We start from the raw sequence: 15,355 nt of genomic DNA, 5'->3' as shown, positions 1-15,355 counted from the left end.
CTGATGGCGGCCGACAAGGCGAACCCGGGCACCGAGCTGGCGCTGCGGTACATCGTCTTCGGCGGCGAGGCCCTCGACCTCGGACGGCTCGAAGACTGGTACGCGCGGCATCCCGAGGACACGCCCACGCTCGTCAACATGTACGGGATCACCGAGACGACCGTCCACGTCTCCTACATCGCGCTCGACCGGGTCTACGCGGCCACGGCGCCCGGCAGCATCATCGGTGTCGGCATCCCCGACCTGCGCGTCTACGTGCTGGACGACCGTCTCCAGCCCGTCCCGCCGGGCGTCGTCGGGGAGCTGTACGTGGCGGGGCCGGGGCTGGCGCGCGGCTACCTCAACCGGTCCGGGCTGACCGCCGAGCGGTTCGTCGCCGATCCGCACGGCAAGCCCGGCACCCGCATGTACCGCACCGGCGACCTCGGCCGCTGGCGCGGCGACGGCTCGCTCGAATACCTGGGCCGCGCCGACCAGCAGGTGCAGCTGCGCGGCTTCCGCATCGAGCTGGGCGAGGTCCAGTCGGCGCTGACCAGGCACGACGCGGTGGCGGACGCGGCCGTGGTCGTCCGCGACGACCGCCTGATCGCCTACGTCGTCGCCGCCGGCGAGGTCGACCAGGCCGAGCTGCGCGCGTTCGCCGGCCGGCACCTGCCCGACTACATGGTCCCGGCCGCCGTGGTGGAGCTGGCCGCGATCCCGCTGACCTCCAACGGCAAGCTCGACCGCAAGGCACTGCCCGCGCCCGACTTCTCGGCGAAGGCGTCGTCGCGCGCGCCGCGCACCCCGGAGGAGGAGACCCTCGCCGGGCTGTTCGCCGAGGTCCTCAACCTGGAGCGGGCCGGGATCGACGACGGGTTCTTCGACCTCGGCGGCGACTCCATCATCGCGATCCAGCTCGTCTCCCGGGCCCGGCAGTCCGGGCTGGTCATCACGCCCCGCGACGTCTTCCAGCACCAGACCGTCGAGGAGCTGGCCGCGGTCGCGCGGCCGGTCGGCGAGGACGAGCGGGTCGAGGCCGAGGCGCCCGGCGCGGGCATCGGCCAGGTTCCCGCCACCCCGATCATGCGCTGGTTCCAGGAGCTGGACGGCCCCGTCGCCGGCTACAGCCAGCGGATGCTGCTCCAGGTCCCGCCCGACCTCGGCGTCGGCAAGCTGGCGGCGGCGCTCCAGACCGTCCTGGACCACCACGACGTCCTGCGCCTCCGCGTGCGGGACGGCGAGTTCGAGGTCGCCGAGCCGGGCGCGGTCGACGCGGCGCCGCTGGTCCACCGCGTGGACGTCACCGGCCTGGACGGCGACCCGCTGCGCGCCGTCCTCGCCGAGCACGCCCGCGCCGCCCGCGACCGCCTCGACCCCGAAGCCGGGACGGTGGCGCAGCTCGTCTGGTTCGACGCGGGCCCCGAACGCTCCGGCCGCCTCCTGCTGACCCTGCACCACCTGGTCGTGGACGGCGTGTCCTGGCGGATCCTGCTGCCCGACCTCGTCACCGCCTGGGCGGGCGGCACGCTCGACCCGGTCCCGACCTCGTTCCGCCGCTGGGCGCAGCGCCTGGTCGCCGAGGCGTCCGACCCGTCCCGCACCGCCGAGCTGCCGCTGTGGGAGGACGTCCTCGCCACCCCCGACCCCGTCCTCGGCGCCCGCGCCCTCGACGCGCGGTCCGACACGTTCGGGACGGCCCGGCACCTCACCCTCGACCTGCCCGCCGACGTCACCGGGCCGCTGCTCACCGACGTCCCGGCCGCCTTCCACGGCCGCGCCAACGACGTCCTGCTCACCGGCCTCGCCCTCGCCGTCGCCGAATGGCGCCGCGACCGGGGCGTGTCCGACGACACCGCCGTGCTCATCGACCTGGAGGGCCACGGCCGCGAGGAGATCGTGCCGGGCGTCGACCTGTCCCGCACGGCCGGCTGGTTCACCGCGATCTACCCGGTCCGGCTGGACGCCGGCTGGGTGGAGCCCGGCGACGTCCGCGAGGGCGGGCAGGCCGTCGGCACCGCGCTGAAGCGGGTCAAGGAGCAGCTGCGGGAGATCCCCGACAACGGCATCGGGTACGGGCTGCTGCGCCACCTCAACCCGTCCGCCGGGCGGCGGCTCGGCGGGCGCCCGCACCCGCAGATCGCGTTCAACTACCTCGGCCGGTCCGCCGTGCCGGAGGCCACCGACTGGGGGCCCGCCGGCCAGGCCGACGCCGAGGCGCTCGGCGGCGGGCAGGACGACGCGCTCGGACTCGTCCACGCCGTCGAGGTCAACGCGCACACCCGCGACCTGCCCGGCGGCCCCGAGCTGAGCGCCACCTGGACCTACGCGGGCGGCCTGTTCGACGAGGACGCCGTCCGCGACCTCGCCGGACGCTGGTTCGCGGCGCTGCGCGGCCTCGTCGCGCACGTCGTGGACGCGCCCGCCGACGGGCCCGTCGGCGGGTTCACCCCGTCCGACCTGTCCCTGGTCGACGTCAGCCAGGACGAGATCGACGAACTCGCCGCCGAACTCGACGGTGAAGGGGAGCTGGATTGACCAAGTCGCAGCTTGAGGACATCCTCCCGCTGTCCCCGTTGCAGCAGGGCCTGTTCTTCCACGCCCTGTACGACTCCGGGCACGACGTCTACACCGCGCAGATCGTGTTCGACCTGCGCGGCCCGCTCGACGCCGACGCGCTGCGCGCCGCCGCCGCGACCCTGCTGCGCCGGCACGCCAACCTGCGCGCCGGGTTCCGGCAGCGCAAGGAGGGCTCGCCCGTCCAGGTCGTACACCGGACGGTCCGGCTGCCCTGGGAGGACGCCGACCTGTCCGGGCTGCCCGAGGCCGAGCGGGACGCGCGGGCACGGGAGCTGGCCGAGGCCGAGCGGACCCGCCCGTTCGACATGGCCCGGCCGCCGCTGCTGCGCTTCCTGCTGATCAGGCTGGCGGACGGCCTGCACCGGATGGTGTTCACCAACCACCACATCCTGCTGGACGGCTGGTCCACGCCCGTCCTGCAGACCGAGCTGTTCGCGCTGTACCTCGCCCAGGGCGACGACACCGGCATGCCGCGCGTCACCCCGTACAAGAACCACCTCGCGTGGATCGCCGCGCAGGACCGGCCCGCCGCCGAGGACGCCTGGCGCCGCGCGCTCGACGGCATCGAGGGCCCGACCCTCGTCGCGCCGGGCGCCGGGGAGCCCGGCCCCGCCGCTCCCGGCCGCGTCCGGATCCGGCTCACCGAGGACCTCACCTCGGCGCTGTCCGCGCGCGCCCGCGCCCAGGGCGTCACCCTCAACACGGTGCTCCAGCTCGGCTGGGGCGCGCTGCTCGGCCGCCTCACCGGCTCGGACGACGTGGTGTTCGGCGCCGCCGTGTCCGGGCGGCCGCCCGAGCTGCCGGGCGTCGAGCAGATGATCGGCCTGTTCATCAACACGCTGCCGATCCGCGTGCGGGTCCGCCCCGGCGACACCGTCGCCGGAGCGCTCACCCGCCTGCAGGACGAGCAGGCCGCGCTGATGGCGCACCACCATCTCGGGCTGTCGGACATCCAGCGGCTCGCCGGCACCGGGTCGCTGTTCGACACGATGACCGTCCTGGAGAACTACCCGTTCGACCCGGACGCCGCCGGCACCGACCTCGGCGGCCTCACCCTCCACGACGTCGACGGCTACGACGCCTCGCACTACCCGCTGACCCTCGCCGCCGTGCCCGGCCGGGGGCTGTCGCTGCGGCTGGACTTCCGCGCCGACCTGTTCGGCGAGGACGGGGCGCAGCGGCTGATGCGCCGGTTCGTCCGGATCCTGGAGTCCGTCGCCCACCGCCCCGACCTGCCGCTCGGCCGCATCGACGTGCTGGAGGACGACGAGCGCGACCTCGTCCAGCGCGCCTGGCAGGGCCCCGGGACCCAGCGCCGCCCCGGCACGCTGACCGGCCGCTTCGCCGAGCAGCTCGCCGCGACCCCGGACGCCGTCGCCGTCGTCGCGGGGGAGGAGGCGCTCACCTACGCGGAGCTGGACGAGCGCGCGAACCGGCTGGCGCACCGCCTCGTCGGGCTCGGCGTCCGCCGCGAGACGCCCGTCGCCGCCCTGCTGGAGCGGTCGGCCGACACCGTCGTGGCGTCCCTGGCCGTCCTGAAGGCGGGCGGCGCCTACGCGCCGATCCACCACGGCTACCCGCCCGAGCGGACGGCGTGGGCGGTCGCCGAGGTCGACGCGCCCGTCCTGCTCGTCAACACCCCGATGCGGGACCGCGTCGCCGCCCTCGACACCTCCGCGCACGTGCTGGTCGTGGACGACGACCCGGAGACCGCCGCGCAGCCCGCCACCGCCCCGGACGTCGCGTGCCATCCCGAGCAGCTCGCCTGCGTGCTGTTCACCTCCGGCTCGACCGGTGTGCCGAAGGGCGTCATGCTCCGCCACCGCGACGCGGTCAGCCTCGCCACCGACGGCGAGCTGCGCGGCGGCGGCCACGACCGGGTGCTGTTCCACTCGCCGCACGCCTTCGACGCGCACATCTACGAGATCTGGACGCCGCTGCTGCACGGCGGCGCCACCGCCGTCGCGCCGCCCGGCCACCTGACCGGCGAGGCGATCGAGGAGCTGGTCCGCGCGCACGGCGTCACCGGCCTGTTCCTCACCACCACGCTGTTCAACCTGGTCGCCGACGAGCGGCCGCGGGCGTTCGCGGGGCTGCGCGAGGTCCTCACCGGCGGCGAGGCGGGCTCGACGGCCGCGATCCGCAAGGTCCTCGCCGCCTGCCCGGACACCGAGGTCGGCAACGTCTACGGCCCCACCGAGGCGACCACCTACACCACCGTCGACCGGCAGCGGGCGCGGCTCGCCGAGCCGTCGGAGCGGACCGCGCTCCTCGGCCGGCCCATGGACGACCGGCGCGTGTACGTCCTCGACCGGGGGCTGCGGCCCGTCCCGCCCGGCGTGGTCGGCGAGGCCTACATCGCGGGCGCCGGGCTCGGCCGCGGCTACCTGCGGCGCGCGTCCCTCACCGGGGAGCGGTTCGTGCCCGACCCGTTCGGGCCGCCCGGGTCCCGCATGTACCGGACGGGCGACCTCGTCCGGCACCGCCCCGACGGCACCCTCGAGTACGTCGACCGGGCCGACTTCCAGGTGAAGGTCCGCGGGTTCCGGATCGAGCTGGGCGAGATCGAGGCCGCCCTCACCGCGCACCCGGACGTCGCGAACGCCGCCATCGTCGCCCGCGAGGACGCCCCCGGCGTCAAGACCATCGTCGCCTACGTCATCGCCCCGGAGACGGAGGGGCTGAAGGAGTTCGTCGCGGAGCGGCTGCCGGAGTACATGGTGCCCGCCGCGTTCGTCCGGCTCGACACCTTCCCGGTCGGCCCGAACGGCAAGCTCGACCGGCGCGCCCTGCCCGCCCCCGACTACGCCGGGGCCGCCGCCGGACGCGACCCCGCCACGCCCGAGGAGGAGGCGCTCTGCGGGATCGTCGCGGACGTCCTCGGCCTCGACCGGGTCGGCGCCGACGCCAGCTTCTTCGACCTCGGCGGCGACAGCATCGCCGCGCTGAAGCTCGTCACCCGCGCCCGGCAGGCCGGGATCGAGCTGACCCCCCGCGACGTGTTCACCCACCAGACCGTCGAGGCGCTCGTCCACGCCGGCGAGCCCGAGGACCGGCTCGGCTTCGAGATGCTGCTGCCGATCCGCACCACCGGGACCCGGCCGCCGGTCTTCTTCGTCCACCCCGCCGGCGGGCTGGCCTGGAGCTACCTGCAGTTCCAGCGCCACCTCGGCCCCGACCAGCCGATCTACGGGCTGCAGGGGAGCGCGTTCACCCGGGAGGACCTGCCCGGCTCCGTCGAGGAGATGGCGCAGGACTACCTGGAGCAGATCCGCACCGTGCAGCCGTCCGGGCCGTACCACCTGGCGGGCTGGTCGCTCGGCGGCCTCATCGCCTACGAGATGGCCGTCCGGCTCCAGGCGGCAGGGGAGCGCGTCGGGCTGCTCGCGCTCATCGACGCCTACCACACCCAGGACCTGGAGTCGGAGAAGCGGGAGATCCTGCCCGAGCTGCTGGAGTCCATCGGGATCGACGCGAGGATGGTCGCCGACGACGGCAACCCCGACATGGCCCAGATCATGGCGGTGCTCGCCGAACGCGACGACGCCCTCGCCACCCTCCGCGAGGAGGACCTCGTCAACGTCTACCGCAACTACGAGAACGGGCTCCACCAGGCCGAGCGGTACCGGCCCGGCCGGTTCCGCGGCGACGTCGTCTTCTTCACCGCCCTCCAGGGCCGCACCGCGGACTCGCCGACCGGGCCGTCCAACTGGGGGCCGCTCGTCGAGGGGCAGATCGAGGACTACCCCCTGGACGTCGAGCACCACTTCCTGCTGGAGCCGGCACCGGCCGCCGAGATGGGCGCGGTCCTCGCCGCCCGGCTCGACAAACTGCATGTCAACGACCCGACGCTCGGGAAGCAGTGAAAGGGATACCGATGACGAACCCCTTCGAGGACGCCGACGGCACGTACGTGGTCCTCGTCAACGACGAGGGCCAGCACTCCCTGTGGCCGTCGTTCGCCGAGGTCCCCGCCGGGTGGACGGTCGCCAAGGCCGAGGACACCCGGCAGGCCTGCCTGGACCACATCGAGCGGAACTGGACCGACATGCGGCCGAAGAGCCTCATCGAGGCCATGGGTGAGTGACCTGGCGGCGGGGGGCGCCCACCTGGAGATCCCCGCGGTCACCGAGTGGGCGATGGAGATGCTCGACGCCGCCGACCTGCGGCCCGCGCCGCTGCCCGGCGTCGAGATGGCCTTCACCCTGGCGGGGGTGCCGTCCGCGGACGTCAACCGGGCCCTGTACGCGATGGTCGGCGCCCGCGTCTGCTGGACGGACCGCTTCCCCTGGACCCACGCCGACTGGCGCGCCTGGGTGGAGCGCCCCGAGCTGTCCACCTGGCTGGTGATGGCGGAGGGAACGATCGCCGGGTTCTTCGAGCTGGAGGCCCAGCCGGGCGGCGACACCGAGATCCACCTCGTCGGGCTGACCCCCGCGTTCGTCGGCCGCGGCTACGGCGGCCACCTGGTCGAGCAGTGCACCCGGCGGGCGTGGCAGCGCGGCGGGCTGTGGGCGCGCGGCAGCGGCCCCGCCTCGCGGGTCTGGCTGCGCACCAGTACGCTCGATCATCCGAACGCGATGGCCAACTACCGGCGCCGCGGCTTCAAGGTGGCGGCGGAGACGACCGCGCCCAAGCTGGTCCCGGACCCGCGGGTCGCGCCGTGGCCGCTGCCGCACGACCCCCGCGCCGCGTCCCGCCGGCACGAGGAGGAGGAGCTGATCACGTGAGCTGGTTCCGCTGCCCGGAGACCCGGCCGTGGGCGTCGATGCGGCTGTTCTGCCTGCCGCACGCGGGCGGTTCCGCGGTGTTCTACCGGCCCTGGGCCAAGGCGGTCAGCCCGGCGGTCGAGGTGCAGGCCGTCCAGTACCCGGGCCGCGCCGACCGGTTGGCGGACGCGCTGGTCACCGACCCGCACCAGCTCGCCCGGCTCGTCGCCGGCGCGATGGCGCCGCTGATGGACCGCCCGGCGGCGCTGTTCGGGCACAGCATGGGCGCCGTGCTGGCCTACGAGGTGGCGCGGCTGCTGCAGGAGCGCGGCACCCCGCCGGTGCACGTCTTCGCCTCCGGCGCCCGTCCCCCGCACGACCGCCCCGACGAGCGGGTGGCGGAAAGGGACGACGACGGCGTGGTCGAGGCGATGCTGGAGCTCGGCGGCACCGACGGCGAGGCGATGCAGGACCCGGAGCTGCGCGAGCTCGTCCTGCCGTACGTCCGCAACGACTTCGCGCTGATCGAGTCCTACGCGCACCGGGACGGGACGCGGCTGACCGTCCCGGTCACCGCGATCATCGGGGACGCCGACCCGCACGTCACCGAGGCGCAGGCCAAGGGCTGGGCGCAGGTCACCGGCGGCCGTTTCGCGCTGACGGTCCTGCCCGGCGGCCACTTCTACCTGACCGACCGGCAACCGCAGGTCATCGCCGAGATCCACCGCACCCTCGAAGTCCCCGCCCCTCCTCGTTGAGTTGCGGCGAGTCGTCGTTATGAGGCGCCTCATAACGACGACTCGCCGCAAGTGAACGGGGTTCGGCTGGGCTGCTAGTAGACGGACACGCCGAAGGCGCTCAGCGCCTCGGTGACGGGCTGGAAGAACGTGGTCCCTCCGGAGCTGCAGTTCCCGCTGCCGCCGGAGGTCAGCCCGAGCGCGCTGGACCCGGCGAACAGCGAGCCGCCGCTGTCGCCCGGCTCGGCGCACACCGTGGTGCGGATCAGGCCGCTGACGCTGCCCTCCTGGTAGTTCACCGTCTGGTTGAGGGCGGTGACGCGCCCGCTGTGGACGCCGGTGGTGCTGCCGCTGCGGTACACGGTCTGCCCGACCGTGGCGTTCGCGGCGCCGGTGATGTCGCGGGTGCCGCTGCTGTAGAGGCTGACGGACCCCTGCGTGTCGGCGGGCGTGGAGGAGTACTGGACGAGGCCGTAGTCGTTGCCCGGGAAGCTGCTGCCGACCGTGCGGCCGAGCGTGCGTCCGGACGAGTCCGTCCAGCTGGAGCCGATGTTCGTGCAGTGCCCGGCGGTGAGGAAGTAGTAGGTGCTCCCGCGCCGGACGTTGAAGCCGAGCGAGCAGCGGGCGCCGCCGGTGTAGATGGCCTCGCCGCCGCGGGTGAACGTGCGGAACGTCCCGGCGACGCGCTCGGTGCGGACGGCCGCGCCCTGCTTGGCGGCGGCCGTCTTCACCTTCTTGAGCGCGGTGCCCTTGACCGTGCTGTCCATGGTGAGGACGACCTGGTCGGTGGCGGGGTCGGCGGCCCAGGCGGTCCCGGGGACGGTCGCGTCGCGCTTGAGCGCGGCCATGACCTTCTTCAGGTCGCCGCCGTCGCGGGCGACGGTCTTCGGCACGGCGCCGGCGGCGCGGACGGCCCGCGCGGACGCGGCGTCGGCCACCGTGACGATCAGCGTGCCTCCCTTCAGGTAGGAGCCGGCGGTGCGGGAGCCGAGCCGCTGCGCGAGCGCCGAGGCGACCGCGTCCTGCCGGGCCGCGGCCGCGGTGCCGGTGGTCGACGCGTGCGCCGCGGGTCCGCCGGCGAGGGCGGACGCCAGCAGCCCGGTCGCCGTCAGGGCGGCGGCGCCGCCGATGCGTGCGTGACGGAGCTTCACTGTGCCTCCAGGGGGGAGCGGGCGCACCCGAGTGGTGCGCCGGAGGTCACCGCACATGGTGGAAGAAGCCCCATCGGGGACGAAAGGGAAGAAAGTGCCTAAGCGCCGGTGAACGGATTGTCACAATGGGTACGGGCGCCCGGTCGCGGGGCGGGGAGGCGCCGGCGGGCATGCGAAACGGGCCGGGGCGCACCGGCCGCGACTGGACGCGGCGTCCAATGGGCCTCCCGGCCGCGCGGTCCGCGTCGTACAGTCGAGGCGACGGGGGACCGGACGTACGACGCGGATCCCCCCGTCCCCGGTTCCCCGGCACGGGAGTGCCCATGGGCGTCGAGATCCGGGTGGAAGGGCTGCGCAAGTCGTTCGGGCGGCAGGTCATCTGGGAGGACGTGTCGTTCACCGTCCCGGCGGGCGAGATCTCCGCGCTGCTCGGGCCGTCCGGCACAGGCAAGTCGGTGTTCCTGAAGAACCTCGTCGGGCTGCTGCGCCCCGACCGCGGCCACGTCTACGTCGGCGGCGGCGACGTCCCGCGGCTGGCGGAGAACCGGCTGTACGAGATGCGCCGCCACTTCGGCGTGCTGTTCCAGGACGGTGCCCTGTTCGGCTCCATGAACGTCTTCGACAACATCGCCTTCCCGCTGCGCGAGCACACCAGGAAGGGCGAGTCGGAGATCCGCCGGATCGTGCTGGAGAAGATGGACATGGTGGGCCTCGCCGGCTCCGAGCACAAGCTGCCCGGCGAGATCTCCGGCGGCATGAAGAAGCGCGCCGGGCTCGCCCGCGCGCTCGTCCTGGACCCCGACATCATCCTGGCCGACGAGCCGGACTCCGGCCTCGACCCCGTCCGCACCGCCTACCTCAACCAGCTGTTCGTCGACCTCAACGCCGAGATGGGCGCGACGTTCCTGATCGTCACGCACGACATCGGCACCGCACGCGTGCTGCCCGACAACCTCGGCCTGCTGTTCCGCCGCGGGCTGGTGATGTTCGGCCCGCGCGAGATGGTGCTGTCGAGCACGCACCCGGCGGTCAACCAGTTCTTCAACGCCCGCCGCGAGGGCCCGATCGGGATGGCGGAGGAGAAGGACCTGGCGGACGTGGCGAACGAGGCGCAGGCGCCGCTGGCGATGCCCGGGCCGATCCCGCCGCAGCTCATGCCGAGCGACGGCAGCGTGCGGCCCTCGATGCGCCGCCCGGGCGCCTGGCTCCGCGAGCACGGCGTGACGCCGCCGCCCGGGTCGTTCATCGACGGCCAGGGCAACGACTGGAGGGCGGAGTGGGAGGAGCTGACGGCGGCCCGCCGCCGCCCGGAGTGACGCGGGGGACGCGAGAGCCGCGGGTGACAGCGGACGGTGTGGCCGGGAGAATGGTCCGGTGACATTGCTTCTGTCCCGTTCGGACTTGGAATCGCTGCTCGTGCCCGCCGAGTGCCTCGGCGCGCTGCGCCGTGGCTTCACCGCCGCCGAGACGGAGGCCGTCGCGCGCCGCGTGGTGGCCAAGGTGCCCGGCCAGGGCACCGCCACGGCGCTGCTGCCGGGGGTGGTGGAGGACGTGCCCGCCTACACGGTGAAGGTGAACGCCAAGTTCCCGGGGTCGCGGCCCGCGCTGCGCGGGGTGGTGTGCCTGCACGACATCGCCACCGGCGAGCTGCTCGCGCTGCTGGACTCGGCCACCGTCACCGCGTGGCGCACCGGCCTCGCCGCCGCGCTCGGCACGCACGCGCTCGCCCGCTCCGCCGCCGACACGGTCGCGGTCATCGGCGCCGGAGTGCAGGCCGAGCTGGTGATGCGGGGCCTGGCGGAGCTGCGCCCGCTGCGCGGGCTGACGGTGTGCGACCTGGACGCGGAACGCGCCGCCGCGTTCGCCGGACGGCACGGCGAGCGGCTCGGCGTGCGGGCGTCGGTCGCGGCCGATCCGCGCGACGCCGTCCGCGGCGCCGGGATCGTCGTCGTCGCGACCTGGGCGCGCCGCCCGCTGCTGCACGCCGCCGACATCGCGCCGGGCACCCACGTCACCTCGCTCGGCGCCGACGAGCCCGGCAAGTCCGAGCTGGGCGCCGACCTGCTGGAGGGCGCCCGCGTGGTGGTCGACGACGTGCCGCTCGCGGTCGAGATGGGCGTGCTCGCGGGCGCCGGCCTGGACGTCAAGCACGCCGCCGGGACGCTGCGCGACCTGCTGCTCGGCGAGGTGCCGGGCCGGGTGAAGGAGGGCGAGGTCACTGTGTACGCGCCGGTCGGCCTGCCCTGGCAGGACCTCGCGCTGGGCTGGGCAGCCTACCGGGCCGCCCGCGCGTCCGGAACCGGCCGGGAAATGGACTTCCTGGAGTGAGACTCCGCATTTCGCGGAATACCCGACGTCGTGGTTTGTGGGAATCCATCGTATCTTTACGACGCTATGCAGAATAGTGTTAACTTCACTGGGTATGCGCTGCCCCTGACCGCGTCCTGTCAAGGCGATGCCGGCTGCCTCGGGAGTCGAAAATGATTCGGGTTCTGCTCGCCGAAGGGGCGCAGCTGCTCCGCGGCGGACTCGTCGCCTTGTTCGAGAGCCTGCCGGACCTGGAGGTCGTCGCCGCGGTCGACCGCGGCGAGCAGGCGCTGCGGGCGGCCCGCCGGTGCCGCCCCGACGTCGCGCTGATCGACGTCGGGCTGCCCGGCCTGGACGGCTTCTCCGCGGCGTGCGCGCTCAAGGAGACCGTCCCGCAGTGCCGCACCGTCCTCATGGCGGGCCGCTGCCGGACCGGTGACCTGCGCCGCGCGGTGGCCGCGGGCGCGGCCGGCCTGGTGCTGAAGGACACCTCGCCCGGCGAGCTGGCCGACGCCCTGCGCCGCGCCGCCTCCGGCGCCCGCGTCATCGACCCCGAGATGGCCTTCACCGAGCTCGGCTCGGCGCGCGGCCCGCTCACCGAACGCGAGATCGAGGTGCTGGCGCTCGCCTCACGCGGCGCCACCGCCGCCCAGATCGCCGAGGACCTCGTCCTGACGATCGGCACGGTCCGCAACCACCTGTCCCGCATCAACCGCAAGATCGGCGCCCGGAACCGGGTCCACGCCATCCGCATCGCCGAGGACGCCGGATGGCTGTGACCCCGCCGGCGGCCCGGGCGGGGGCGCCCCGGCCTCCCAGCGTCCGGCCAGGTCCCGGTAGAGCGGCGACACCTCCGGCAGCCCGGCGTGCGTCCCGACCAGCGCGCGCGTCCCGTCCAGCACCAGCACCCTGCGCGCACGCGCCGCCGACGCGATCCGGTGCGCGATGACGATCAGCGTGCCGCCGCGCGCGGCGAACGCCGCCTCCGCCCGCGCCTCCGCCGCCGCGTCCAGCCGGCTGGACGCCTCGTCCAGGATCACCACCGGCGCGGGCGACAGGTAGGCGCGGCACAGGGCGAGCAGCTGGCCCTGACCCTCGGTCAGCGCCGCCGGGTCCAGCACCGCGCCGAGCCCGCCGAGGTCACGGACGAGCCGTCCCGCGCCGACCGCGTCCACCGCCCGGCAGACCTCCGGCACGTCCGCCTCCGGTGTGAAATAGGTCAGGTTCTCCCGGACCGTACCGGAGAAAAGGTAGGCCTCCTGCGGAATGAGCGCACGTTTCCGTGGGTCGCCCGCCGCCGCGCCTTCCACGAGCACTTCTCCGCCGGCCGGCGAGAGCGTTCCGGCGATCAAAGCGGCGAGCGTCGATTTGCCGATGCCGCTGGGCCCCACCACCGCCAGGTGATCGCCGTGCGGAATGGTCAGATCGAGCTCGCTGATCACTTCGCGGCCATTTCCGTAGGCGAACGTGACCTTTCGCAGCTCGACGGCGGGCGCGCCCGCGGCGGCGGCCCGTTCCGCTCGCGCGGGCGGGGCCGGGCCGAGCGCTCCGGTCTCCTCGATGCGGCCGAGGGTGACGGCGAGCCGCAGCCCGCTGCTCCCCATGCCCTGCACCAGCGTCCGCAGCGCCGGCTGCAGCCCGTGCATCACGTAGGTGAGCGCCCCGATCACGGTGCCGGCCGTGGCGCCGCGCCGCATCAGCCACGGCGACGCCGCCAGCACGACCAGCACCGGCCCCCAGCCGCTCACCGCGAGCGCCAGCGCCCGGACCGCCGCGAACCGCGCGACCGCGTTCCCGGCCGCGGCCTGCCGTTCCACCGCGTCCGCCAGCGCGTCCCGCACCAGGTCCTCCGCGCCGCACGCCGACACGTCCCGCAGCCCGCCGGCCAGTGCCGCGGTCCGCTCGGCGATCGCCTCCTCACCGACGACCAGGTCGCGCTGCCGGACGGCCGCCGCCCCGAACGCCGCCCAGAACAGCGCGAGCCCCAGCAGCAGCGGCGGCAGCACCAGCCCCGCGACCTCCGGCATCAGCGTCAGCAGCCCGAGCAGCGCCGCCGCGGCCGAGAACGCGAATCCGCGGGCGGTGATCAGCAGCCCCCCGAGCGTGTCCCGGACGATCTCCACCTGGTGGGTGAGCCGCGCCACCGCGCCGGTGTCGGCCGTCCCTCCCATCGACCGCCGCAGCGCCCCCCGGACGACCCGCCGGACGAGGTCGTCCCGGAACGGCTCGACGAGCGCCGCCAGCGCCCCGTACAGCCGCCGGCTCCCGAACGACCCGATCAGGGCGGCCGCCGCCAGGACCGCCAGCCACACCGCCGCGTCCCGGACCCGGCCGCCCCGGAAGGCGTCGGTGGCCCGCCCGACCGCCGCTCCCAGAACCGCCGTCGGCACCGCCTCGACCACCGACCACCCGAGCCCGGCCGCGACCGCCCGCGGATGCGCCCGGACGACCCCGGCTGCGGCCCGCCGGACGGTCCGCGCCGCCTTGCCGCGCTCGCTCGCGCGCGGGCCGGTCACGGGTCGCCCGCTTCCGGAGCGGCGAAGACGGCACGGTACGCCGGGTCGCGCCACAGCGTCCGGTGCGTGCCGGTGGCGCGGACACGGCCGCCGTCCAACCAGACGACCAGGTCGGCGCGGGCGGCGGTGGTGGCGCGGTGCGCGATGAGCAGGCGGGTGCGGCCGGCGAACCGGTCCAGCAGCGCGTCGGTGATCTGGAGTTCGGTGACGGTGTCGAGGCTGGAGGTGGCGTCGTCCAGGACGAGGACGCGCCCGGCGTGCGCGAAGGCGCGGGCGAGGCCCATCCGCTGCAGCTCGCCGCCCGACATCGGCGCGTCCGCGAGCGCGGTGGCGTAGCCGTGCGGGAGGCGGCGGATGAACGCGTCGGCCTGCGCGGCGCGCGCCGACTCCCGCAGCCACGAGGCGGGCGGACGCGCGGGCCCGAACGCCAGGGCGTCCTCGACGGTCGCGCCGAACAGCGCGGGCCGGGCGAACGCGTACCCGATCTCGCGGCGCAGGGACGTCCGGGAGAGGCGGGGGAGGGGCACGCCGTCCAGCAGCACCTCGCCCTCATCGGGGTCGGCGAGCCGTCCGGCGAGCGCCGCGAGCAGCGATTTGCCGGATCCGGACCGGCCGACGACCGCGACGGCGCGCCCGGCCGGAACGGTGAGGTCCACGCCCGTCAGGACGCCGTCCGCGTGGACGTGCCGGAACTCCAGCAGCCCGGGCCCTGGTGGCGCGGTGGCGGTCCCGTGCAAGCGGGCGGGGACGGCGAGGATCCCGGCGGCGCGGCGGGCGCCCGCGCGGGCGCGGCCCAGCCGCAGCACCTGCGTCAGCACGGGCCCGAACCCGGCGGCGAGGCCCGCGTACTGGACGGTCGCGACGAGTTCACCGGGCGTGATCCGTCCCGCCGCCAGTTCCGTCCCGGCGACCGCGACGGCCGCGACCTGCAAAAGCAGCAGCGTGAGCAGGCCGCGCGCGGCGATCGTGCCCTGCACCCGCCAGGTCGTCTCGCCTTCCGCGCGCAGGGCCGGCAGCGGTGCGAGGACGCGTTCGGCCTCGCGTTCGGCGGTTCCCGCGGCGGCGATCGTGCGGGCGCCGGTGAGCGCCTCGGCGAGACGTCCGGCGATCGTCCCCTGGACGTCGAGGTAGCGGTGCGCCGAGGCGGTGATGTCGCGGACGAACATCCGCAGCAGCAGCGCGATCGCGGGCAGTGCGACCGCGATCGCGGCGGCGGCCCGCCAGTCGATGAGCAGCAGCGCGGCCAGGGCCCCGGCGGACGGCAGCAGCCCGGCGCCCGCCTCGATCAGCGCGGCGGCGGCCGTCCCGGCGGCGGCCTGCCCGCCGACCACGCGCGCCGCCGCGTCGCCGGGTTGCATGCGCAACGCGGGACCGGC

At 75.1% G+C, this 15,355-nt stretch carries 10 protein-coding genes and 1 pseudogene; 8 read left to right on the top strand and 3 right to left on the bottom strand.

The features are described 5' to 3' along the window. From ABD296_RS46010 to ABD296_RS45990, 5 genes are all read left to right on the top strand, one after another. A partial coding sequence (locus ABD296_RS46010; RefSeq protein ID WP_344283636.1) for a condensation domain-containing protein occupies positions 1-2,517 on the top strand: 2,517 nt, incomplete at its 5' end. Beyond that, complete coding sequence (locus ABD296_RS46005; protein ID WP_344283633.1) at positions 2,514-6,425, top strand: amino acid adenylation domain-containing protein; 3,912 nt, start codon at positions 2,514-2,516, stop codon at positions 6,423-6,425. The genes ABD296_RS46010 and ABD296_RS46005, both read left to right, overlap by 4 nt. An 11-nt stretch (positions 6,426-6,436) precedes the next feature. Then, entirely contained in the window at positions 6,437-6,646 is a 210-nt protein-coding gene (locus tag ABD296_RS46000) for an MbtH family protein (protein WP_344283630.1), read from the top strand. Beyond that, entirely contained in the window at positions 6,639-7,289 is a 651-nt protein-coding gene (locus ABD296_RS45995) for a GNAT family N-acetyltransferase (RefSeq protein WP_344283627.1), read from the top strand. Before ABD296_RS46000 ends, ABD296_RS45995 begins: the two co-directional genes overlap by 8 nt. Further along, complete coding sequence (locus tag ABD296_RS45990; protein WP_344283624.1) at positions 7,286-8,026, top strand: thioesterase II family protein; 741 nt, start codon at positions 7,286-7,288, stop codon at positions 8,024-8,026. The genes ABD296_RS45995 and ABD296_RS45990 overlap by 4 nt, the downstream gene beginning before the upstream one ends. Positions 8,027-8,100: 74 nt before the next feature. On the opposite strand, the gene ABD296_RS45985 is transcribed toward ABD296_RS45990, so the two are convergent. Beyond that, a complete protein-coding gene (locus ABD296_RS45985; RefSeq protein WP_344283621.1) occupies positions 8,101-9,156 on the bottom strand; it encodes a S1 family peptidase in 1,056 nt (351 codons plus the stop codon). A 323-nt stretch (positions 9,157-9,479) separates the two neighbouring features. On the opposite strand from ABD296_RS45985, the gene ABD296_RS45980 reads away from it, so the two are divergent. The 3 genes from ABD296_RS45980 (at position 9,480) to ABD296_RS45970 (ending at position 12,242) form a co-directional block, all read left to right on the top strand. Further along, on the top strand, positions 9,480-10,472 hold the full coding sequence (locus tag ABD296_RS45980) for an ABC transporter ATP-binding protein (RefSeq protein ID WP_344283618.1): 993 nt from the start codon (positions 9,480-9,482) through the stop codon (positions 10,470-10,472). Between the two features lie 58 nt (positions 10,473-10,530). Further along, complete coding sequence (locus tag ABD296_RS45975; RefSeq protein WP_344283615.1) at positions 10,531-11,484, top strand: ornithine cyclodeaminase family protein; 954 nt, start codon at positions 10,531-10,533, stop codon at positions 11,482-11,484. Between the two features lie 152 nt (positions 11,485-11,636). Further along, positions 11,637-12,242, top strand: coding sequence for a response regulator transcription factor (locus ABD296_RS45970; protein ID WP_344283612.1), 606 nt, complete (start codon positions 11,637-11,639; stop codon positions 12,240-12,242). Between the two features lie 252 nt (positions 12,243-12,494). Here the strand turns inward: ABD296_RS45970 and ABD296_RS45965 are convergent. Continuing rightward, positions 12,495-13,067, bottom strand: a pseudogene (locus ABD296_RS45965) (ATP-binding cassette domain-containing protein); the annotation flags it as partial. Positions 13,068-13,975: 908 nt separating this feature from the next. Continuing rightward, the coding region (locus ABD296_RS45960) for an ABC transporter ATP-binding protein (protein WP_344283609.1) at positions 13,976-15,355 on the bottom strand (1,380 nt) is incomplete at its 5' end.

The organism is Actinomadura napierensis (assembly GCF_039529375.1).
In the GTDB taxonomy this organism is placed as follows: domain Bacteria; phylum Actinomycetota; class Actinomycetes; order Streptosporangiales; family Streptosporangiaceae; genus Spirillospora; species Spirillospora napierensis.
Note: the sequence above shows the minus strand (reverse complement) of the source record. Positions and strands in the feature narration are given on the sequence as shown.